Source organism: Nordella sp. HKS 07, assembly GCF_011046735.1.
Classification (GTDB): domain Bacteria; phylum Pseudomonadota; class Alphaproteobacteria; order Rhizobiales; family Aestuariivirgaceae; genus Taklimakanibacter.
In genome coordinates this window covers 4229703-4251127 of record NZ_CP049258.1, presented here as the reverse complement: position 1 = coordinate 4251127, position 21425 = coordinate 4229703, and the positions used below count along the sequence as shown (strand labels likewise).

Here is a 21425-nt window from a genome sequence, read left to right as displayed (position 1 = left end):
GCTGTGCTGTCCAGATCATTCGGAATTAGAATGAGAGCGCCGCGCATCCTCCTCGCCGGTCTCTTCCATGAGACGCACAGCTTCACCGAAGACGTGACCCGAATGGCCGACTTCGCCATCCGCCGGGGCGATGACGTTCTGGCGCGGCGCGGCGACGGATCGACCGTCGACGGTTTTCTCGAGGTGGCCGAGGCGCAAGGATGGGACGTCGTCCCGGCCTCGGATTATACCGCCCTTCCCTCCGGCATCGTGGCTCATGACGTGTTCGAGAGCTTCTGGGCGGATCTCGCGCGGACGCTCAAGCCTGCCCTCGCCCAGGGACTCGACGGGATCTGGCTGGCCCTGCATGGCGCCATGGTCACGACCGATTGCCTCGATCCCGAAGGCGAGCTTCTGGCGCGCTTGCGCGCCGTCGCCGGCGCCGAGCATCTGCCGATCTTCGCCGTCTTCGATCTCCATGCGAATTTCACCGCCGCCATGGCGCGCCATGCCAATGGCCTCGTCGCCTATCGCGAGAACCCACATGTCGATGCGCGCGATGCCGCGGTGCTCTCAGCGAAACTCCTGGCGCGCTCTCTCGTCGAGAAGACCCGGCCCTATATGCTGGCGCGCAATGTGCCGATCGTCTGGGCGCCGACGGGTACCGGCACAGCGGACGTGCCGATGCGCGATCTCGAATCTCTAGCGCGCCGGATCGAAGCTGAAGACCCGAAGATATGGGCCGCGAATGTGATCGGCGGCTATTCTTTTTCCGATGTGCCGGAAGCGGGTGTCGCCTTTTCGGTGGTCACCACGGGACCGGCGGCCAAAGCCGAAGCGACGCTCGACCGGCTGGAGCAACTCGCGGTATCCCTTCGCGAATTTGGGCAGCCGCGGGAATGGAACCTCGACGCGGCGCTGAGCGAGATCAAGGGCAGATCCGGCGGGCCTTATCTCGTGATCGAGCCCGCCGACAATATCGGCGGTGGCGCGCCAGGCGACGACACCGCGGTGCTGCGCGGCTTTCTCAAACATGGCTTCAAGAATGCGGCGGTGGCGATCGCCGACGCGGCAGCCGTGGCGGCGCTCGATGGGGCGAGGCCCGGCGACACGCGCCGCCTGAGCATCGGCGGCAAAGGCAGCCGGCTCGGCGCCGGTCCTATTGATGCGGATGCGGTCTTCGTCAGTCGCAGCGACGGCAATTTCACGCTCGAGGACCGCAACAGCCATCTCGCCGCCTCGCAGGGGATCCATTTTAGCATGGGTCCTTCGGCCGTGGTGCGCATTGACGGCGTCACCGTTCTCCTCACCAGCCGCAGGACACCGCCTTTCGATCTCGGGCAGTTGCGCTCGCAAGGCATTATCCCGGAGAAGCTCACGGCAATAGGCGTCAAGGCGGCGGTGGCGCATCGGCGCGCCTACGATCCGATCGCCAGGGGCAGCTACACGGTGGCGACGCCGGGCCCATGCAGCAGCGCGCTCGCGAACATTCCCTATCGCCGATTGCGCCGGCCGATCTTTCCGCTCGACGATGCCTGAGCCGTCAGGCCGGCGGCGACCAGCTGTTCTGGATCGCCAATATGCCGCCATCGATGACAAGCATGTGGCCGGTGATGTAGCGCGCGTCGTCGGAAGCGAGGAACACGGCGGCCTCGCCCACATCGGCGGGAAGCGCGACCCAGCTGGCGCAAGCCTCACGACGAACGCAAGAGACCCGATATCGATGACGGAATCTGCGCCGGCGAATTCATGACCGGCGGCAGTTTGCAATCGAGCATGAGGGTGGCCGTCCCATGGACCAGCGCCCAGACGGCGGCCGCCTTGGCGACGACCTCATCCTGACGGCGAGGTCCGAGCGCCGCCGCGACGGCATCGCATAATTGTTGCCAGGCTGCCGTCGAAGCGGATTTGAGATGCGGCGATTGCAGGGAGCCGGCGCTCCCCCGGAACATGAGGCCATATATAGCGGGATTGGCGAGCGCGAAAGCGACATAGGCCTGGCCCATCGCGGCAAGCCGCGTCACAGGCGTTGCATTTTCCGCGTCCGCCGCCTCGCCGAGTGCGGCGACGAAGCGCTCGAAACCACGCGCGGCGATCTCGGCCAGGAGATCGGCCGCAGTGGCGAAATGATGGGCGGGTGCGGCATGCGACACGCCGGCACGACGGGCGCATTCGCGCAGAGTGAAGCTCGCCAGCCCCTTCTCTTCCAGAAGCGCGATGGCGGCCACGACCAGGGCCTCGCGCAGATCGCCATGGTGATAGGACTTGGGTCGTTTGCGTGTCGGCATGCGTCCCTACCTATCCATGAACCCAGCCCCTGTCAAAATCAGTCTTGACAGTGACAAGATTCTGCCACCTATATCTTGTCATTGTCAAGATGGGAGCCGGATATGACACCCGAAACCATGTTCACGCTGGCGGGTTTTGCCGCGATGGCGGGATGGGCCGCCCTGGCGGCCGGCGTCGCCTTCAACAATGCGTTGCTGCGCGACCTCATTGCCGGGCGGGTCGCTCCCGCCCTTCTCGCCTTGGCCTATGCCGGACTCATCGCCCTCTTCTGGGCAGGCTCCGACGGCGGCTATGACAGCCTCGACAATGTCGCCCGGCTGTTCGCCAATCCCTGGCTGCTGCTCGCCGGCTGGATGCACTATCTCGCCTTCGATCTCGCGATCGGCGCCATCATCGCACGCCGGACCTTTGACGAAGGCCTGCCACGCCTCGCCCTCATTCCTATCCTGCCGCTGACCTTCCTGTTCGGGCCCATCGGCTGGCTGGCCTTTGAAGCAGTGCGCGTCCTCGGGCCGAGACTCCAATCCAAGGCGGCTGCTTAGGGAGTATGTCGATGGCTACCTCCGGATTGACCACTGCCCGGATCGTGCTGCCGCGGATCACGCGCCACGGCAGCGCCGGGTCGCCGTTCCTGTGGCATGCGGCGGTCGCCTTCCTCACACTATTCGTCCTCCTCTATGCCGGCACCTTCTTCGATGACCGCCTCTTCAACGGCGTCAGCGTCTGGGAGAAGCCGGCCAAGTTCTTTCTGTCGCTCAGCCTTCACATGGCGACACTCGCCTGGGGCCTGGCCTTGCTTCCGGCGCAGGAGCGGCAGACGCCTGCCATCCGGATGACAAGCATCATCGTCGTCGCCGCGGCAATCGGCGAGGTGATCTACATCACGTTCAGGGCGGCGCGCGGGGAGGCTTCGCACTTCAATGAGACGACGGTAATCGCATCGGCTTTCTACATGTTGATGGGCGTGGGCGCCGTGACACTTTCGGTCACGACCAGTTTCCTCGGCTGGCGCATCCTCAGGCGCGCACCAGACTCTTCGCTCGCTTTCGCGACGGGACTGGGTTTCATGCTGTCCGGCGTGCTCGCCACCCTCTCCGGCGCCTATATGAGCGAGCAGGGGGCACGCTGGGTCGGCGGAGATCTCACCGATGCAACAGGGCTTCCCTTCTTCCACTGGTCGACCACCGGCGGTGATCTGCGAGTCGCGCATTTCTTCGGACTTCACATCATGCAGGCGCTGCCGGTTCTCGGCTTCCTGTTTCGCGACTTCACCCGTCTGCAAGCGCGCGGCCTGATCGCGCTGGGCGCCATACTCTGGACCGGGCTGACCGTCTTGACCTTTTTCCAGGCGATCGCCGGCAGGCCATTCATCGCGCCGTGATCGGACGACATCTGCACTTCGGGCTAACTACCTGATTTTCCTCTCCTTTGAGGATCGCGGGAGATGATTGTCCACGGCTAAAGTGGACTCCCCTCTTGACGGCCCACCGGTTTTGTAACACGCTTTACTAAAGCGCTTTACAAAGAGCTCCGCCAGATGACCAGGAAGGCCACGATCGGGGATGTCGCAAAGCGGGCGAAAGTCTCGCCCACCGCCGTATCACGCTGGCTGAATGGCGGGCTCGAGCTACCGGAAGTCACCGGCGAGCGCATCCGAGCCGCCGTGCGCGAGCTCGATTACCAGCCGCATGCCCAGGCGCGCCGCCTGTCCAAAGGCAAGGCCGAGGCCATCGGCATCGTGGTGCCCGACATCTCCAACGCCTTCTTCGCGCTGCTTGCCGGCGAGGCCGAGCGCGTCGCCGTCGCTTCCGGCCATGATGTGATGATCTGGTCGTCGCGCAACCGAATCGAACGCGAACTCGCCTGCTTCGATCGTCTGCGGGCGGGCTATATCGACGGGCTCCTGCTCATCACCAACCACGAGGATGACGGCCGCCTTGCCGAGCGCATCCGCGCCATGCCGGGCCGTGTCGTCATCATCGACGAGGATGTGGCGGGCGGCGACAACGCGCCGCGTTTCTTCGTCGAAAACGAGGCAGGCGGCTATGCCGCGACCCGTCACCTTCTCGACCATGGCCATCGCCGCATCGCCCATATCGGCGGGCCTAAGGGCGTGATGAGCGCCGCCGAACGCGCCCAAGGCTGGCGCCGGGCGCTCATCGAAGCGGGCGTCACGCCCGATCCGAGCTGGCATATCCGCACCGAATATGAAGTCGAGCCCGCGACCCGTGACGCCGAGCGGCTTTTCGCGCTCGATCCCCTGCCCACCGCCATCTTCGCCGGGAGCGACGCGGTTGCGCTCGGCGTGATGACCACGGCGCGGCAAATGGGCATCGCCATTCCACGCGACGTCTCGCTCGTCGGCTTCGACGGCATGCCGATCAACGATCTGCTCGGGCCACCGCTCACGTCGATCGCGCAGCCGATCGACGATCTCGGCCGCCTCGGCGCCGAACGCCTCATCGCCATGATCAATGGCGAGAAGTTCGACGGCGCGCCGACCAGGCTGCCGGTGCGGCTGGTGGCGCGCGGCTCGGTCGCCGCACCCGTCAAGGAGAATGTCTCGGGCTAGCGCCCGCACCACCATCGGTGAGCATGGGCCGTCGCCCATGCCGCGATCACAGGGAGAGTAAGTATGATGAGCATAAGTCGCAGAAATATCATGCTGTCCGCCGCCGGCGCCGCTTTGGCACTGTCGCTCGGCACCGCCCAGGCGCAGGAGAAGACCATCGCACTGGTACAGATCAACCAGCAGGCGCTGTTCTTCACGCAGATGAACGAAGGCGCCCAGAAAGCGGCCGACGCGGCCGGCGTCAAACTGGTGATCTTCAACGCCAACAATGACCCGGCGGCGCAGAACAACGCGATCGAGACCTATATCCAAGAGAAGGTCGCCGGCATCGTCGTCGTCGCCATCGATACCAACGGCATCATGCCGGCGGTCAATGCCGCGGCGGCCGCTGGCATTCCCGTCACCGCGGTCGATGCGGTACTGCCCGCCGGTCCGCAGAAGGCCCAGATCGGCGTCGACAATGCGGGCGCCGGCAAAGCGATGGGCGAGTTCTTCAACAAGTATGTCGCCGACAACATGGGCGGCAAAGCGAAGCTCGGCATCGTCGGCGCGCTCAACTCGACCATCCAGAACATCCGCCAGAAGGGCTTCGAGGATGTGGTGAAGACGAATGCCGGCGTCACGACGGCCGGCGTGGTCGACGGCCGCAACGTGCAGGACTCCGCCCTTTCCGCCGCCGAAAGCCTGATCACCGCCAATCCCGATCTCAACGCCATCTATGCCACGGGCGAGCCGGCCTTGCTCGGCGCCGTCGCCGCGGTCGAGAGCCAGGGCAAGCAGGGCCAGATCAAGGTCTTCGGCTGGGACCTGACCGCGCAGGCGATCAAGGGCATCGATGCCGGCTATGTGGTCGGCGTGGTGCAGCAGGATCCGGCCGGCATGGGTGCCGCCGCCGTCGACGCGCTGGTCAAGATCACCAAGGGCGAGACGGTGCCGGCCACCATTCCGGTGCCGATCACCATCGTCACCAAGGATAATGTCGAACCCTTCCGCGCCATTTTCAAATGAACGCCAAACACTCCCAGGGGGCGGCGGCAGCCGCCCCCATTCCCCGCATCGCGCTCAGCGGCATCAAGAAACGTTTCGGCAGCGTCGAGGCGATCCGTGGCGTCGATCTCGCCCTCTATCCGGGTGAATGCGTCGGTCTCGTCGGCGACAATGCCGCCGGCAAATCGACGCTCACCAAGATCATCTCCGGCACCTACGTGCCCGACGAAGGCACGATCGCCATCAACGGCACGCCGGTGCGCTTCGCCACGCCGGCGGATGCGCGCAAGCACCATATCGAGATGGTCTATCAGGACCTCTCGCTCTGCGACACGATCGATGTCGCGGGCAATCTGTTTCTCGGCCGCGAACCGATGAACGGCCTGTTCCTCAACCGCAAGGCGATGCGCGAGGGCGCGCGCGCCATGCTGGAACGGCTCGAAATCAAGATCCCCAATCTCGACGCCCTTGTCGCCCAGTTGTCGGGCGGCCAGCGCCAGTCGATCGCCATCGCGCGCGCCGCCGCCTTCGACCCGCAAGTCCTCATCATGGACGAGCCGACATCGGCGCTTGCGGTAAAGGAAGTCGAAGCGGTGCTCGACCTCATCAACCGCGTCAAGGCCAAGGGCGTCACCGTGGTGCTGATCACCCACCGCCTGCAGGACCTGTTCAAGGTCTGCGACCGCATCACCGTCATGTATGAAGGATTGAAAGTGGCCGAGCGCAAGATCGCCGAGACCGACCTCACCGACCTCGTCAGCCTGATTGTCGGCAAGGGCCATGGCCTGGGAGCCGCGGCATGACCAGCACCTATTCCTCGCGTCCACAAGGCTCGCGCCTCGCCGACCTGCTCGCCGCCCACGCGCAGCTTCTCTCCATCGCCGGCTTCTTCCTCATCATGGTGGTGATCTTCTCGATCGCGAGCCCGGTCTTCCTGTCGACCGGCAACATCCTCAATCTGGTGCGCCAGACCGCACCGATCCTGATCGTCGCGCTCGCCATGACCTTCGTGATCACGACCGGCGGCATCGACCTCTCGGTCGGCTCGGTGGTGGCGCTCATCAATGCCTCCTGCGCCATCATCCTGCAGATGGGCCTGCCCTGGCCGCTGGCGGTAATCGGGCTCCTGATGCTCGGCGCCGCCATCGGCGCGATGCAGGGCTGGTTCATCGCCTATCAGGGCATCCAGGCCTTTATCGTGACACTGGCCGGGCTTTCCGCTCTGCGCGGCATCGCGCTGCTCATGACCGAAGGCTTCTCGATTCCGATCTCCACAGATCTCGGCTTCGTCAATATCGGCCGCGGCTGGTTCCTCGGCGTACCGGCGCCGGCCTGGATCGCTTTTATTGTCGTCGCGGCCGGATTCATTACCTTCTGGGGCACGCGCTTCGGGCGCTATGTCACCGCCATCGGCGCCAATCAGGAAGCGGCCCGGCGCTCCGGCATCTCGACCAAGCGCATCGTTCTCTGGGTCTATGTGCTGACCGGCGTCGCCGCAGCACTTGCCGGCATCATCATCGCAGCGCGGCTCGGCTCCGGCAGCTCCAATGCCGCAGTGGGCTTCGAGCTCGAAGTCATCGCCGCCGTGGTGCTGGGCGGCACGTCGCTGATGGGTGGGCGTGGCTCGATCGCCGGCACGGTGCTCGGGGCGCTTACCATCGGCGTGATCGGCAATGGGCTGATCCTCTCGCATGTCTCGCCCTTCTTCACCCAGATCGTGACCGGCTCGATCATCCTGCTCGCCGTGTGGCTCAATGCGCGGGTGTTCTCGCGCCTCGCCAGCGGCTCGCGGCGCAAAAACTGAGGCCATTGCCATGACAGAACTCTCGCAAGCCCATACCGGCTCCGGCCTGGTGATGACGGTGAACGGGCCGATCAAGGCGGCGGAGATGGGCGTGACGCTGATGCATGAGCATCTCCTCAACGACTGTCGCTGCTGGTGGAACCCGCCCAAGGAGCCGGAACGCGCGCATCTCGCGACCGCGCCCGTCCATGCCGGAATCCTCGGCGAGCTGCACATGGATCCCTTCGTCAATCTGCATAATTGCGGGCTCGACGACCATCGCCTCGCCATTGCCGAGCTGGCGCCCTTCAGGAAGGCCGGCGGACGCACGGTGGTCGATCCGACCTGCCGCGGCATCGGCCGCAATCCGCAGAAGCTGCGCGAAATCTCGGCCGGCTCGGACCTCCATATCGTGATGGGCTCGGGCTACTATCTGCAGGCCTCGCATCCGCCGGCACTCAAGACGATGAGCAAGAAGGATGTGGCGGACGAGATCGTGCGCGACGCGCTCGACGGCGTCGATGGCACCGATGCGAAGATCGGCCTCATCGGCGAGATCGGCGTCTCCGGCGATTTCACGGCGGATGAAGAGAAGTCGCTGCGCGGCGCGGCGCAGGCCCAGGCGCGCACGAAGCTGCCGATCATGGTGCATCTGCCGGCCTGGTACCGCCATGGCGGCCGCGTGCTCGACATCGTCGCGGAGGAAGGCGGCGACCTCGATCACACGGTCCTTTGCCATATGAATCCCTCGGGCGAGGATGTGGATTATCAGGTGGCCTGCGCCAAGCGCGGCGCCTTTATCGAATATGACATGATCGGCATGGACTACTGGTATGCCGACCAGCAGGTGCAATGCCCGTCGGACGAGGACAATGCGCGCGCCATCAAGCGGCTGATCGATCTGGGCTTCCTCGAAAAGATCCTGCTGTCGCAGGACGTGTTCCTGAAGATGATGCTCAGCCACTATGGTGGCTTCGGCTACGCTTATGTCGTGACCCATTTCGCCGAGCGGCTGAAGCGGCACGGCGTCAGCAACGAACAGATCACCACCATGCTTGTCGACAATCCCCGGCGCGTTTTCGCCGCCGCATAAAAGGAGACCGCAATGACCAAGAAGAATGTGCTGCTCGTCGGCGAAAGCTGGGTGAGTTCGGCGAACCACTATAAGGGCTGGGATACGTTTTCGAGCGTGACCTTCCATCTGGGCGCCGAACCGCTGGTCAACGCGCTGAAGGACAGCGACTTTGCCCTCACCTACATGCCGGCGCATGAGGCGGCGGAAGGCCTGCCCTTCGCCATGCACGGGCTCGCCAAATATGACGCCATCATCATCTCGGATGTCGGCGCCAATACGCTGCTGCTGCCGCCCGATGTGTGGCTGCATGGCAAGACGGTGCCGAACCGTCTGAAGCTCATCCGCGATTGGACCCGGCAGGGCGGCGGCCTGATGATGATCGGCGGCTATTTCTCCTTCCAGGGCATCGACGGCCGCGCCCGCTGGCGGCGCACGCCGGTGGAAGAGGCGCTGCCCGTGACCTGCCTGCCCTATGACGACCGCGTCGAGGCGCCGGAAGGCATCATCGCCGAAGTGCTGAAGCCCGATCATCCGATCGTCGCCGGACTGAAGGGACCATGGCCGGCGCTGCTCGGCGTCAACGAGGTCGAGGTCCGGGACGGGGCCGAGGTCATCGCCCGCCTGCCCGAAGATCAGGGCGGCCATCCGCTCCTTGTCACAGGCAGCTACGGCAAGGGCCGCACCATGGCCTGGACCTCCGATATCGGCCCGCACTGGCTGCCGACCAGCTTCGTCAACTGGCCGGGCTATGCCAAATTGTGGCGCCAGTCGCTCGCCTGGCTCACCGGCAAATAAGGTCGTCGCCCGTGACCAGCGAGCGCCCCCGGCTTGTTGTGATCGGCAATGCCTGTCTCGATGTGACCTATCATCTGGACAGGCTGCCGAAAGCCGGCGAGACGCTCAACGCGACGCGGGTCATCACCGATCTCGGCGGCAAGGGCCTTAACCAGGCAGTTGCCGCCGAACGCGCCGGCGCCAGTGTGCATCTGATCGCCGCCGTCGGAAACGATCAGACTTCCGAGAAGATCCGAGCCGCCTTGCATGCCGAAGGCATGACGGATCAGGGCCTCATCGCGCGCGAGGGAGCAAGCGACGACTCAATCCTCCTGCTCGACATCCGGGGTGAGAATGTCATCGTCAGCAATACGCTCCAGGCCCAATCCCTCAAACCGGCGGAAGCCGAGGCTGGCCTCCCGCCCGTCCTCAAGGACGCGGCACTCCTGCTGCTGCAGGGCAATCTGAGCTTCGAGACGACGCTTCACGCCATGAAGCTCGCGCGCCAGGCGGGCGTCGCCATCGCTTTCAACCCCTCGCCGCTGCAGCCTTGGTTCGACCATCTGCCCGAAGCCGATCTGGTCATCGCCAATGAGATCGAGGCGGAAGCGCTCGGCAGCCGAACCGGGCGAAAACTCACCGTCATCACGCTCGGCGCCAAAGGCTGCCGGATCGCGCGCCCGGGACAGGCCGATGTGGCGGTAATCGCGCCCACGGTCGAGGCCATCGCGGCCGGCGGCGCGGGCGATGTCTTCGCCGGCACCTTCGTCGCCGAATGGCTCGCCCAAGGCGATGCCGAGAAGGCCGCCCGCCTTGGTGTCAGCGCCGCCAGCGACAAGGCGACCCGGCATGGCACGCTCTCCGCCTTTCCGACACGCGCCACGCTCGCGCAATTGCGCCGCGCTCTTCTTTCCCTCCCAGCTTGAAAGACTTGAATCATGACTGACGCTTCTCCCCTTCTCACTCCCATCGCCGTGCGCGAGGCCGCTGAGCACATGCTGACGGACGGGCTGTCGGACAAGCTCCATCACTGGTCTGTCGATCTCGACCAGCTGCCGAAGGTCGCCCGTTTCGTTGCGCAGGTGACGCGCGGCAATTATCCGTCGCTGAGGGTGCCCTTCCATTCGCGCTGGCGGCATTTCGAGGCCGGCGGCATCGCGCGCTGGCAGAAGGCGCAGACGCAACGCAACTGGCCCACCAAGGAAGCGCAAGCGCGCGCCGCCTTGGATCTCGCCATCGTCTCGGTGCTGCTCGATGCCGGCAGTGGCGGTCGCTGGCACTATGCCGAGCCCGGTACTGACAAGCGTTTCGCGTCGTCGGAAGGCTTAGGCGTCGCGAGCTTCCATCTCATGGCCAGCGGCGTTTTATCGAACGATCGGTCCGATCCATGGCGCGCCGATGCGGAGCGTCTCATGCGTTTCACCAAGGCCGATCTCGAAAGGGCGTTTCAGGTCAGCCCCGACAATCCGCTGGCGGGTGTCGACGGCCGCGTCGCCCTTCTCAACCGATTAGGCGAAGCCTGTTACGCCCAGGCTTCCCATTTCGCCATCAGCGATGCGCCGCGACCGGGCGGGCTCGCCGACAGTCTTGCCGGCGAGGCGACGGCAGGGCGGATCGAAGCGGCACAGATCCTGCGCCGCCTCCTCGACACGCTGGGCACGATCTGGCCGAGCCGGCTCACCATCGGCACAACGCCACTCGGAGACACCTGGCTCTATGAGCGCTGGCGGACGACGGGCGATCCCCTTTCGGGCCTCGTACCCTTCCACAAGCTGTCGCAATGGATCACCTACTCACTCATCGAGCCGTTGATCGCGCGCGGCCTCGAGATCGATGCCATGGACGGGCTGACCGGCCTTGCCGAATACCGCAATGGCGGCCTCTTCATCGACATGGACGTGCTGCGTCTCAAGGACAAGGCCGCGGCGGCCAAGCCACATGAGGTCAATTCGCCGCTGATCGTCGAATGGCGGGCGCTGACCATCGCTCTTCTCGACCGGCTGCTGGAGCCGGTGCGGCAAGAGCTCGGCGTCAGTGCCGACCATTTCCCGATCGCCTCGATGCTCGAGGGCGGGACTTGGGCGGCGGGACGGCGCATCGCTCGCGAGAAGCGCGCCGACGGCTCGCCGCCACTCAATATCGTGAGCGACGGCACCACGTTCTGACGTTCGGATTTACTGCCTGATCTCGATGACGAAATCGCGCGGGCTGCCGTCGCCACCATTGGTCGGATAGCAATCGTCCGGGCAGGCTGAGACGATGATGGTAGCGTCCGTTCGCATTCTCAATGTGACGCGGCCATCGGGAAGGAAGGGCGGGCGCGCATAGTCGATGGTGCCGTCGGGCTTGACCGTGGCGCGCATGAACAGATTCCAGGGCGACGGCACGAAGGGGATGACAAGTCCCGCTTCCTGCACCGCCGCCCGGAAATTGCCGGCGCAGCTCGGATGGCCGTCGGGGCGGCCGAATTTCCGGTACATGTCAGGATTGCAGGGCGCGATCAGCGTGTCATGCAGCCCGCCCGCCGTATCCGCGACATAGTCGAGGACGGGCTCATAACGGTCGGAGACCAGCACGTCGCCCGGCGCAAAGTAGATCTTGCCCAGCACCTCGCGGCAGTGTTCGAGCGAGAGATATTGCTGCGGTGAGGACTTCGCCAGGCACCAGAAATCAACAACCTGCGTGCCGCTCACATTGACGACGGTGACTTCATTGCCGGCGCGGACAGGTACAAACGCCCCCTTTCCCGCCGACACGGTGATTTTCCCCAGCTTGCTCATGCGCGCTCTTCTACACGGCCGGCTCCGGCCTTCACAAGCCGGTCGCCCTGCGGATGGTGCGGTGCATGGCGAGCGGAATCAGATTGCGCGCCCGCTCGATGGCCTCGGGCTCGAGCATCGCCTCGATCAGACCGTCGCCGATGCCACGCCGCGCCAACACCGTGCCCCAGGGCTCGACGATGAGCGAATGGCCGTAATTGTGATAGGTCTTGCCGTCCTCGACATAGGCGCCCTCCTGGCCAGGGGCCAAAACATAGCACTGGGTCTCGATGGCGCGGGCACGCAGCAACGCCTCCCAGTGCTCTTTGCCGGTCTGAAGCGTGAAGGCGGCGGGCGCCGCGATCACCTTGGCGCCCTTGTCAACGAGCGCCCGGAACCGCGACCGCCCGGGCATTCGATGATGATGCGGATGTCGTTTTAGTCGCGGTCGGAGCCACCATTTACCGCCGGACGGTCCCGTCAGCTCGGATTTTCCAGCGAGAACGTGTCCGACTGCTCATCATAGGCGAAATACTCGGCATAACGGGCCCAGTTGGTGACGGTCTGCAAGGTCTCGGCCGCATCCATCTCCGACATGTGGTCCTCGAGCTCATCGCGGAAGCGCCTGGCCGGCGCCATATGGGCCGGCCGTTCACCGAGGATAAGGTGGATATGGGCGGCCAGCGGCACATAGGCCTGAAGCTGCTGGGCGAAAATGCGCTTCCTTTCATCGACACCGCCTTCGGCGAAGTGCTTGCCCGTCTGGGTCAACTGGATGTCGCCGCCCGCCAGCTCGGCGAAGCGCAGGAGCTGCAGGGTCTCGGCGACCGGAAAGAGATCGTCGATCTCATGCTGAAGGCTCGAGGCCAGAGGCGGCAGGTCGGCGCGGCCGTTATAGGGCGGGGCCGCGACCGCCTCGATGAGTCCCGACAAAAGGTTGGTCGACACCCGGCGCAAGACCAGAGTAATGCCGGTGCCGGGAAATATGCCGCTTTGCTCACGTACCTCATCGCGCATCGTCATCTTCACATAGATCTTCTCGACCAGCTCGCGGAAGGCCGGGTCGAGACGGTTGCGCGGCTGCGAGAGAGCGACGGGGATTTCGGCGATGACCCGGCCCGGATTCGAGCCGAAGATGAGGATGCGGTCGCACATCAACACCGCTTCCTCGATATTGTGCGTGACCATCAGGATCGACTCGATCGGCATGCGGCCCTCGCACCACAGATCGAGCAGATCGGTGCGCAAGGTCTCGGCGGTGAGCACGTCGAGCGCGGAGAAGGGCTCATCCATGAGCAGCACCTTCGGATGGACGACCAAGGCGCGGGCGAGGCCGACGCGCTGGCGCATGCCGCCCGACAATTCTTTCGGGTAAGCGCTTTCGAACCCGTCGAGACCGATGAGATCGATGGCACCGAGTGCACGCTTGCGCCGTTCCGCCGGCGCCACGCCGCGCGCCTCGAGACCGAGTTCCACATTCTGCAGGACGGTGAGCCACGGAAACAGTGCGAAGCTCTGGAACACGACGGCGATCGCCGGCGACGGGCCGGTCAATTCACGGCCCTCGCAGGTGATGGTGCCGCTCGACGGCTTGATGAGCCCGGCAATGGCGCGCAGCAAGGTAGACTTGCCCGAGCCCGAGCGGCCGAGCAGACCGACGATCTCGTTGCGTTCGAGCCTCACATTGACATTGTCGAGGACGACCAGCGTACCCGAAGCGGGCTTGTCATAGAATTGGCACACATCCTTTGCAGTGACGAGTGCCTCACTCGCGATGGCGTCGTTCATGGCTTTTCTCCCAGGCCTTCCTGGTCACGGTCAGGAACAAGATCAATCAAGGCGCAGGCGGCGCTCGGCGAAGACAAAGAGCGGGCGCCACAACGCGCGGTTAATAAGCGTGACGAAGATCGACATGACAGCGATCCCCAGGAGCACGCGCGGAAAGTCGCCGGCGACGCTTGCATTGGCGATATAGGAACCAAGCCCGTAGGCTTCGAGCCTCGTATCGCCCCAGCTCGCCACCTCCGCGACGATACTGGCGTTCCACGACCCACCGGACGCGGTGATGGCGCCTGTAACATAAAAGGGAAATATGGCGGGCAAGGCGACATAGCGCCACCAGGGCCAGGACTTTATCTGATAGACGGCGGCAGCTTCGCGCAGATCGGTCGGGATCGCGCTGGCGCCGGCGATCACGTTGAAGAGGACGTACCATTGCGTACCCAGGATCATCAGCGGCGACAACCATATGTTGGGATCGGCGCCGGCCGCGACGATGGCCAGGACCGCGATGGGAAAGAGCACATTGGCGGGAAAGGCGGCCATGAACTGGGCCAAGGGTTGGACCCGCCCGGCAACCTTGGGACGCAGGCCAATCCACACCCCGATCGGGACCCAGACGAGGCTCGCCAGCGCGACGAGGACGGTGACGCGCAGGAGCGTCGCGAGGCCCCGGCCCAACGCAGCCAGGAGATCGGTGTAACCCAAAGTCGTCTTGAGATAGTTCACGACGAGCACCGCTCCCCAGGCCGCCAAAGCCAGGATCAGCGCCATCCAGATATAATCAGTGAGCCGGAAGCCCTTGCCCTGGCCGCCGGCCGGAACAATGAACCTGGGTCCGGAGCCGCCGAGGCGGAGGAGCAGCAGACGCTGCCAGGTCCAAGAGACGGGCGCCAAGACGGTCTTCATCAACCGGGTGCGGCGAGCGAGCTCATAGACCCATGAGCGCGGCTTCTCCTGGCTCGCCACCTGCTCGGCGCGAAAACGGTCGGCCCAGGCGACAATGGGCCGGAACAGCAACTGATCGTAAAGCGCGATGACGATGGCCATGGCGAGCACGGCCCAGCCGACGGCGGCGAAATTGCGCTCGGTGATGGCGGTCGCTAGCCAGGAACCGATGCCCGGCAGGTCGACCGTCGTATCGCCGACAGTGATCGCCTCCGAGGCCACGACGAAGAACCAGCCGCCCGACATCGACATCATCATGTTCCAGATCAGGCCGGGCGTGGCAAAGGGAGCGTCCAGGCGCCAGAAGTGCTGCCAGGCGGAGAGGCCGAAGCCGCGACTCACCTCGTCGAGATCGCGCGGCACGGTCTTCAGCGACTGATAGAAGGAGAAGGCCATGTTCCACGCCTGGGCCGTGAAAATGGCGAAGATCGCGGCGCATTCCGCGCCAAGCTGCCGGCCGGGAAGCAGGCCGGTAAAGAACGTGACAGTGAAGGTGAGAAAGCCGAGGACCGGCACCGACTGGAGGATGTCGAGAGCCGGGATGATGAACATCTCGGCGCGTCGACTCTTGGCGGCGAGCGTCGCCACGATGAAGGTGAAAACCAGCGACGCGAGCATCGCCGCGAACATGCGCAAGGTGGTGCGCAGCGCATATTCGGGAAGTCGCGCCGGATCGAGCTCGATCGGCTGGCGGGCGAGTTGATCGAGCGGCGCGCGCATCTCGACCGCGCCATGGGCGATCAGCACGATGCCGGACATGACCAGGATGAAGGCGACAATATCGTAGCCGTTCGGCAGAACCCGAACATGGCTCAGCACCGCAAGACCGCTGCGGCGGGTGCGATCGTTGAAGAAGAGGCTCATCGCAGACCTCAACGGTGGAGGTTCCCAGACTATGCCAGCAACATGGCGCCCCTATGCCCAGGTGGATCGCCGAAACGGTCCCGACCCAAGGAATATGGGCCTTGCTCGCAAGACGGGTGAGAACATGACCTGATGTTCACTTTAAAAATCCTCCATGTTCGACAAACAGCCAATTCTCTAGCCAGGAGCCCATGGATATTTCCCCGTATCAGCTCGATCTCACTCAAGCCGGCACGCGGCGGCTCGATATCCGTCTCGCGCAAGACCTGACGCTGCCGCTGACCGTTGTCCGGCGCGGCGACGGCCCCGCCGTACTCGCGGTGGGCGGCACTCATGGCGATGAGTTCGAAGGCCAGATCGCCGTGACCCGCCTCGCCCGTACGATCGATGCCGGTGAGATCCAGGGCACGCTCATCCTCATGCCCTTCCACAATGTCCTTGCCTGCCGGGCCGGCACGCGGCTCACCCCTGGCGACAGCAGCGATCTCAACCGTCTCTATGGTCGGCCGAAGGGCTCAGGGCCCGCGCAGAGCATCGCCGGTTTCGTCGAAGAGATGCTCCTCCCCCACGTCGACTGGGTGATCGACCTCCATTCGGGCGGCGACGCACATGAATTCGTGCTGAGCTCCAATGTGCAGGCGCGCTTCCCCTCGCCCGAATACAACGCCATGCTGGCGCCGCTCCTCGCCTTCGACGCACCCTATGCAATCGTATTCGACGAGGTCCCCTCCTCGCCTCATATGCCGCATGGCGGCACGTTGGAGGGTGCGGCGCGGGCACTCGGCAAAAAGGCGATTTCCTCCGAGCTCGGCGGAGCGGGCCGCGTAAGCGCGCAATCGCTCGCCGTCGCCGAGCGCGGCTTGCGCAATCTCCTGAGCTTCATCGGCGTCGTCCCTGGCGACCAGGCGACACCTCCCGCGCAGAGCCGGTCACAGCTGCTTTTCCTCGGCCGGCCGGAACATCATGTGACAATCAGGACCAGCGGCTGCTTCGCGCCTATGGTCGATCTCGGCACGGAGGTCCGGCAAGGCGATCTCCTCGGTCACATAGAAGGCCGTAACGACGCCGAACCGATCCACGCGCCGACCTTCGGCGTGGTCGTCGCGGTGGCGAGCCAGGGCCGGCAGCAGGCCGGCAATGCGGTGTTCTATCTGGCCGACAATATCAACTCAGCAAGGACTTGAAGCCGATCATCATGGCGGTCAGCTCATCGCCCTCGGTGACGAAGCTGGCGCCGAGACCGGCCGCCAGCTTGGAATAGTTCCGGGTCGGCCCCGCGGCGGCGAAGAGCTTCCCCGCCTTGCGCGCGGTCTCCGCCACTTGCTTCAGGTCGGCCGCGTCCGCCGCCGTATCTGCGAAAAGGCCGCGGCCGCGGGTCAGCGACAGGTCGCCGGGGCCGATGAAAAGCCCGTCGACGCAAGGCAAGGCGGCGATCTCTTCCATGGCGGCGAATGCACCCGGCGTCTCGATCATCGCATAGCACAGGCGTCTGGCGTTCTCGGCCGTAATGTAATCGGGGCCGACGCCGTCGTAGTTCATGGTCCGGCTATAGCCGATGCCACGCGAGCCGAGCGGGGGATATTTGGCGAAAGCGGTGACACGCGCCGCGTGATCGAGGCCCTCGATCTGCGGAAGGATGACGCCCACGGCGCCCATATCGAGCGCCGCCTGGATCTGCGGCCGGCTGGCCTCGCCGACCCGCACGAAGGGCTCGAGGCCGATCCCGGCGCAGAACGGCACCAGCCGGTCGAGGGCTGCCACATCGAAGACGCCATGCTCGCCATCGAACACCACCATGTCGTAGCCGGCGAGACGCGCGATCTCGCAAGCCTGCTGATTGTTGGTCTGCAGCCAGAAGGCGCGCTTCATGAACTCACTCCCGCAATGACGTCGACCTCGAGCCTGGCCTCGATGGTGAGGCCCGCCACCATGGAAATACGCGCCGGCGGGGATTTCGGGAAGAGCGCGCGATAGGCAACATTGAAGGCGTCGAAGTCCTCGGCATGGGTGAGGATGATATTGACCTTGAGCACATCGGCCAGCGAGGCGCCGGCCTTCTCGAGGACGCGTTCGATATTCCTGAAGGTCTGGCGGGTCTCGGCGGCGATGCCGCCTTTGACGATTTTCCCCTTGTCGTCGAAGGCGACCATGCCGGAAACGAAGATGATGTCGCCGAAGCGCACCGCATCCGAGAGCGGCAGGCCCTCCGCATTGTCCAAGGTGAATGTCTGGCGCTTCATGATCACGTTTCCTTCAGTTTTGTCTCGATAAATAGCCATGGCGAGAGACGGCGCTCCATCCCGCGTATACAAGTGACGATGAGGAGTGCAAAGACGAGATAGATCGCGCCCGCGACGAGAAGCGGCGTGATGGGATCGAAAGTGTTGAAATAGATCTGATTGGCGGCGCCGATGAGGTCGGTGATGGTGATGAAATTGACCGCGGCCGTGCCTTTGAGGACGAAGACCAACTCATTGCCATAGGCGCGGATGCAGAGCCGCGCCGCCCCCGGCAATGCGAAGCGGAAGAAGGTCTGCACCCGGCCGAATCCGAAGGCGCGCGCCGCCTCGATGTCGCCCACCGCCACATTGCGCAAGGCGATGGCGAAGATCTCGGCCAGGAAGCCGGCGGAATTGAGCGACAGCGCCAGGACGGCGATCGGCATCGGTCGCGCGATCAGGTGCCATAGGATGCTCTCCTTGATGCCGGGTATCTGCGGCAGTCCGTAATAAAGGAGGAAGAGCACCGCCAGGATGGGCGCGCCGCGAAAGAAGAAGATGAAGCTCTGGGCGAATGCTCTCGCCGCCCGCGATGCCGAATTGCGGGCGAGCGCCACCGGCAGCGCGATGAGGAAGCCGAACAAGGCGACCAGCATAGTGAGCTCGATCGTCGTCACCGCGCCTTGGATCAGCAAGGGCACATAAGTGACGAAGGTTTCCCAGTCGAGCATCATGACGACGATCCGCGCCGCAGATGGGCATAGAGCGAGGTCTCGGCCTTCACCTGGACGATCTGCATCAGCGCGGCGATGATCAGGTAAATCGCCAGCGAGGCGATGAAGAACTGGAAATAGAGCTTGGTGTTCTGGCCGGCATCGCCGGCGGCACGGATGAGATCCTGGAGCCCGATGGCGGAGACAAACGGCGTGTTCTTGAAGGTCGTCATCAAGAGATTGGCGAGAGCGGCGAGCGACAGACGGAAGGCCACCGGCCATTTGATACGCCGGAACACCAGAAAGCGGCTCATGCCGAAAGCCTGGCCGGCTTCGATCTGGCCCTTGGGGATCGCCTGGAAGGCGCCACGGAACACTTCGCTCGCATAGGCCGCGTGGATGAGGCTGAGGGCCAGCGTGCCCGCCCAGAAGGGGCTCACCTCGATGAAGCTCGTGATGCCGAAGGGCCGCAGCAGCGCCATAAGGAGGAAGGCAAGGCCATAATAGAGCAGCAGGATGACCAGGAGCTCCGGCACGCTGCGCATCACGACATTATAGGCGGTGAGAGCACGCGCGAGGACGCGGAAGCGGGAGAGTTCCCCCAGTGCCGCGACAAGGCCGAGAAAAGTACCAAGCAGGACCGAGGTCAGGCCGAGCCTGAGCGTCAGCCACAGGCCGGCGAGGAGTTCATCTCCCCAGCCCGTGGCTCCCGGCAGAAACAGAGACCAGTCCATGCTCTACTGACAGCGCTCCCCCAGATCCGCATTACCGCCAGAGCTTGTCGGCGCGGATATCGGCGCCGGGGACCCATTTCTGCTCGATCTTGTCGAATGTGCCATCGGCATAGATCGCGCGGATCGCCTCGTCGACCTTCGCCTTCAAGGGATCGCCCTTGGCGAACATCGCGCCGACGCCGCGGCCCAGCACTTCCGGATTATCGATGATCGGTCCCGCCACCTCGAAATCCTGGCCCTGCGGCGAGGCAAGAAACTCGTTGGCCGGCAATTGCTCGCCGAAAGCGAGATCGATGCGGCCATTCACGAGATCCGCATGGATCTGGTCGGCATTCTCATAACCCACCGGCTCGAGCTCGCCGGCATGGAACTTGCGGACATACTGATCCTGTGTGGCGCCGGCATAGACCCCGACCCGCTTGCCCTTGATATCGGCGGCGAAGTCCTTGAAGGCGCCCTTCTTGCCGTAGAAGACGAATTTGGTGGCGTAATAGGGAATGGAGAAATCGGCGACCTTCTCGCGCTCCGGCTTGATCGACATGGAGGAGAAGACCATGTTGAATTTACGGGCGAGCAGTGCCGCGATCATGCCGTCGAAATCCTGCTTGACCCATTCGCAATCGAGCCCGGCCCGCTTGCAGACCTCATTGCCGAGGTCGATCTCGAAGCCCGAATAGGTTCCATCGGCTTCCGTCTTGGAGAAGGGCGGGAAGGAGGCTTCCGTCGCCACCGTGATTTTCTCCTGCGCCAGCGCCTGGAGCGAGGTGGCCGCCAGAAGTACCGCTGCCAAAGCGAGATGTTTCATTCCCGGCATATCTTGTCTCCCCATTGCTTGATCTTCTTGTCGATACACCCGAACGAAACCAGATGACCGGTCCTGGTTAATATGAGCAGTTGCGGAAGTTTGGTTCGACGCCCGTCGAAGCAAGCGCGGGCGATCAGTCTATTTGCCTTTCTTCATTTCGGCCGAAGCGGCCCGCAGATCGCCTTGGAAAGTCTTGGCGGCAAGGCTCAGTTCGGCACCCTTGCGCGTGACGGTGAAGAAGTCCGGCGAATAGGCCAGGATATCGGGGCGCAGCGGCCTCATCTCGCCGGCGGCCACCCAGCGCTGGGCATAATAGGACGGCAGGAAGCCGCCGAAACGGCCAGACAGGATCAGGAGCGCCGAGGCCTCCATGCTGTAAACGGTGGCGTGATGCGGCGCATCCTTGAAGAAGCGCTGATCGAAATTGGAGAGATAGCCGCGGCTGATGAGCCCGGCGCCGGCGATTTCCGCCAGTGATGGTTTGCGGCTGGTCTGGGTGAAGAGCGGGTGCTTGCGGCCGCAATAGAAGTAATTGATCTCGGACAGAAGCTTCTCATAGCGCAATCCCGCCACCCGCTGATGGCGCGGCGCGATGGCCAGATGCAATTTTCCATCGAGAACGCCGCGCTCGAGATCACGCGGGGTCAGGACTTCCACCGTCACATGCACCGCATTCTCACGGCCATAAAAGCGGTCGAGGGCAGCGGAGAGCGGGAACTCCGGATGGGTGATGATATTGTCCGGCATGCCGATGACCAGTGGCCCGTTCAACTGCCGCTTGCGCGTGGCGATCTTGGTCTGAAAGCGGTCGAGCGAGGCGAAGAGCTCGCCGGCGGCGCGGGAGACCGCCTCGCCATCCTCGGTCAGCCGGAAGCCGCCGCGCCCGCGCTGACACAGGCGCAGACCCAGGCGTGTCTCGAGATCATGCATATGGGTGCTGATGGTGGATTCGGAAACATTCAGCAGCGCCTGGGCTGCGGCAAACCCGCCGCATTCGACCACCGCGGCGAAGACCCGCAACAGACGCAAATCGGCGTCGCTCACCCGTCCCAGCATCTTCCCTCTCCGATCGCACGAGGTTTACCTCGGCAGTTTTCGATGTTTGATCCGCGGCAAAACCACATTCTGCCGGCTCTACGTCAACT

At 64.3% G+C, this 21425-nt stretch carries 24 protein-coding genes; 12 read left to right on the top strand and 12 right to left on the bottom strand.

What is annotated here, in order from left to right:
• Positions 1-30 precede the first annotated feature (30 nt).
• A complete protein-coding gene (locus tag G5V57_RS20065; protein ID WP_165169324.1) occupies positions 31-1518 on the top strand; it encodes a M81 family metallopeptidase in 1488 nt (495 codons plus the stop codon).
• A gap of 4 nt (positions 1519-1522) precedes the next feature.
• Here the strand turns inward: G5V57_RS20065 and G5V57_RS34475 are convergent, their stop codons facing one another.
• Both G5V57_RS34475 and G5V57_RS20055 read right to left on the bottom strand, forming a co-directional pair.
• Positions 1523-1624, bottom strand: a complete 102-nt coding sequence (locus tag G5V57_RS34475) for a hypothetical protein (protein WP_371744560.1) — start codon at positions 1622-1624, stop codon at positions 1523-1525.
• A gap of 49 nt (positions 1625-1673) precedes the next feature.
• Positions 1674-2267, bottom strand: a complete 594-nt coding sequence (locus tag G5V57_RS20055; RefSeq protein WP_165169323.1) for a TetR/AcrR family transcriptional regulator — start codon at positions 2265-2267, stop codon at positions 1674-1676.
• A 102-nt stretch (positions 2268-2369) separates the two neighbouring features.
• Here G5V57_RS20055 and G5V57_RS20050 point away from each other — a divergent pair, with 102 nt between their 5' ends.
• The 10 genes from G5V57_RS20050 to G5V57_RS20005 all read left to right on the top strand — a co-directional run bounded on the left by G5V57_RS20050 (position 2370) and on the right by G5V57_RS20005 (position 11624).
• On the top strand, positions 2370-2810 hold the full coding sequence (locus tag G5V57_RS20050) for an abscisic acid-deficient protein Aba4 family protein (RefSeq protein ID WP_165169322.1): 441 nt from the start codon (positions 2370-2372) through the stop codon (positions 2808-2810).
• Between the two features lie 11 nt (positions 2811-2821).
• Entirely contained in the window at positions 2822-3649 is an 828-nt protein-coding gene (locus G5V57_RS20045; RefSeq protein WP_165169321.1) for a hypothetical protein, read from the top strand.
• Positions 3650-3805: 156 nt separating this feature from the next.
• On the top strand, positions 3806-4840 hold the full coding sequence (locus G5V57_RS20040) for a LacI family DNA-binding transcriptional regulator (protein ID WP_165169320.1): 1035 nt from the start codon (positions 3806-3808) through the stop codon (positions 4838-4840).
• Positions 4841-4903: 63 nt separating this feature from the next.
• Entirely contained in the window at positions 4904-5848 is a 945-nt protein-coding gene (locus G5V57_RS20035; RefSeq protein ID WP_246737294.1) for a substrate-binding domain-containing protein, read from the top strand.
• On the top strand, positions 5845-6630 hold the full coding sequence (locus tag G5V57_RS20030; protein ID WP_165169319.1) for an ATP-binding cassette domain-containing protein: 786 nt from the start codon (positions 5845-5847) through the stop codon (positions 6628-6630). The genes G5V57_RS20035 and G5V57_RS20030 overlap by 4 nt, the downstream gene beginning before the upstream one ends.
• Positions 6627-7631 (top strand): ABC transporter permease, encoded by a 1005-nt coding sequence (locus G5V57_RS20025; protein ID WP_165169318.1) that lies wholly within the window; start codon positions 6627-6629, stop codon positions 7629-7631. The genes G5V57_RS20030 and G5V57_RS20025 overlap by 4 nt, the downstream gene beginning before the upstream one ends.
• Positions 7632-7641: 10 nt before the next feature.
• Complete coding sequence (locus G5V57_RS20020; protein WP_165169317.1) at positions 7642-8703, top strand: phosphotriesterase; 1062 nt, start codon at positions 7642-7644, stop codon at positions 8701-8703.
• Positions 8704-8715: 12 nt separating this feature from the next.
• Positions 8716-9480 carry a glutamine amidotransferase gene (locus tag G5V57_RS20015; RefSeq protein ID WP_165169316.1) on the top strand — a complete coding sequence of 255 codons (765 nt, stop codon included), beginning with the start codon at positions 8716-8718 and terminating at the stop codon, positions 9478-9480.
• An 11-nt stretch (positions 9481-9491) separates the two neighbouring features.
• The gene (locus G5V57_RS20010) at positions 9492-10385 is read left to right on the top strand and encodes a PfkB family carbohydrate kinase (protein WP_165169315.1); all 894 of its coding nucleotides are present in this window, start codon (positions 9492-9494) and stop codon (positions 10383-10385) included.
• 12 nt (positions 10386-10397) lie between these two features.
• Positions 10398-11624, top strand: a complete 1227-nt coding sequence (locus G5V57_RS20005; RefSeq protein WP_165169314.1) for a DUF1688 family protein — start codon at positions 10398-10400, stop codon at positions 11622-11624.
• 9 nt (positions 11625-11633) lie between these two features.
• Here the strand turns inward: G5V57_RS20005 and G5V57_RS20000 are convergent, their stop codons facing one another.
• The 4 genes from G5V57_RS20000 to G5V57_RS19985 form a co-directional block, all read right to left on the bottom strand.
• Positions 11634-12239, bottom strand: coding sequence for an urea carboxylase-associated family protein (locus tag G5V57_RS20000; protein WP_165169313.1), 606 nt, complete (start codon positions 12237-12239; stop codon positions 11634-11636).
• A 31-nt stretch (positions 12240-12270) separates the two neighbouring features.
• Positions 12271-12633 (bottom strand): nitrilase-related carbon-nitrogen hydrolase, encoded by a 363-nt coding sequence (locus tag G5V57_RS19995; RefSeq protein ID WP_165169312.1) that lies wholly within the window; start codon positions 12631-12633, stop codon positions 12271-12273.
• A 65-nt stretch (positions 12634-12698) separates the two neighbouring features.
• Positions 12699-14006, bottom strand: a complete 1308-nt coding sequence (locus G5V57_RS19990; RefSeq protein ID WP_165169311.1) for an AAA-associated domain-containing protein — start codon at positions 14004-14006, stop codon at positions 12699-12701.
• A gap of 42 nt (positions 14007-14048) precedes the next feature.
• Entirely contained in the window at positions 14049-15809 is a 1761-nt protein-coding gene (locus tag G5V57_RS19985; RefSeq protein WP_165169310.1) for an ABC transporter permease subunit, read from the bottom strand.
• Positions 15810-16000: 191 nt separating this feature from the next.
• On the opposite strand from G5V57_RS19985, the gene G5V57_RS19980 reads away from it, so the two are divergent.
• A complete protein-coding gene (locus G5V57_RS19980; RefSeq protein WP_165169309.1) occupies positions 16001-16993 on the top strand; it encodes a succinylglutamate desuccinylase/aspartoacylase family protein in 993 nt (330 codons plus the stop codon).
• Here G5V57_RS19980 and G5V57_RS19975 read toward each other — a convergent pair.
• From G5V57_RS19975 to G5V57_RS19950, 6 genes are all read right to left on the bottom strand, one after another.
• Positions 16974-17678 carry an HpcH/HpaI aldolase/citrate lyase family protein gene (locus tag G5V57_RS19975; protein ID WP_165169308.1) on the bottom strand — a complete coding sequence of 235 codons (705 nt, stop codon included), beginning with the start codon at positions 17676-17678 and terminating at the stop codon, positions 16974-16976. The two genes, G5V57_RS19980 and G5V57_RS19975, sit on opposite strands and share 20 nt — an antisense overlap.
• Complete coding sequence (locus G5V57_RS19970; RefSeq protein ID WP_165169307.1) at positions 17675-18049, bottom strand: RidA family protein; 375 nt, start codon at positions 18047-18049, stop codon at positions 17675-17677. The genes G5V57_RS19975 and G5V57_RS19970 overlap by 4 nt, the downstream gene beginning before the upstream one ends.
• 2 nt (positions 18050-18051) lie before the next feature.
• Positions 18052-18762, bottom strand: coding sequence for an ABC transporter permease (locus tag G5V57_RS19965; RefSeq protein ID WP_165169306.1), 711 nt, complete (start codon positions 18760-18762; stop codon positions 18052-18054).
• Positions 18759-19475, bottom strand: a complete 717-nt coding sequence (locus G5V57_RS19960) for an ABC transporter permease (RefSeq protein WP_165169305.1) — start codon at positions 19473-19475, stop codon at positions 18759-18761. The genes G5V57_RS19965 and G5V57_RS19960 overlap by 4 nt, the downstream gene beginning before the upstream one ends.
• Before the next feature lie 31 nt (positions 19476-19506).
• Complete coding sequence (locus G5V57_RS19955; protein WP_165169304.1) at positions 19507-20289, bottom strand: transporter substrate-binding domain-containing protein; 783 nt, start codon at positions 20287-20289, stop codon at positions 19507-19509.
• A gap of 129 nt (positions 20290-20418) precedes the next feature.
• On the bottom strand, positions 20419-21336 hold the full coding sequence (locus G5V57_RS19950) for a LysR family transcriptional regulator (protein ID WP_165169303.1): 918 nt from the start codon (positions 21334-21336) through the stop codon (positions 20419-20421).
• Between the last annotated feature and the right edge of the window lie 89 nt (positions 21337-21425).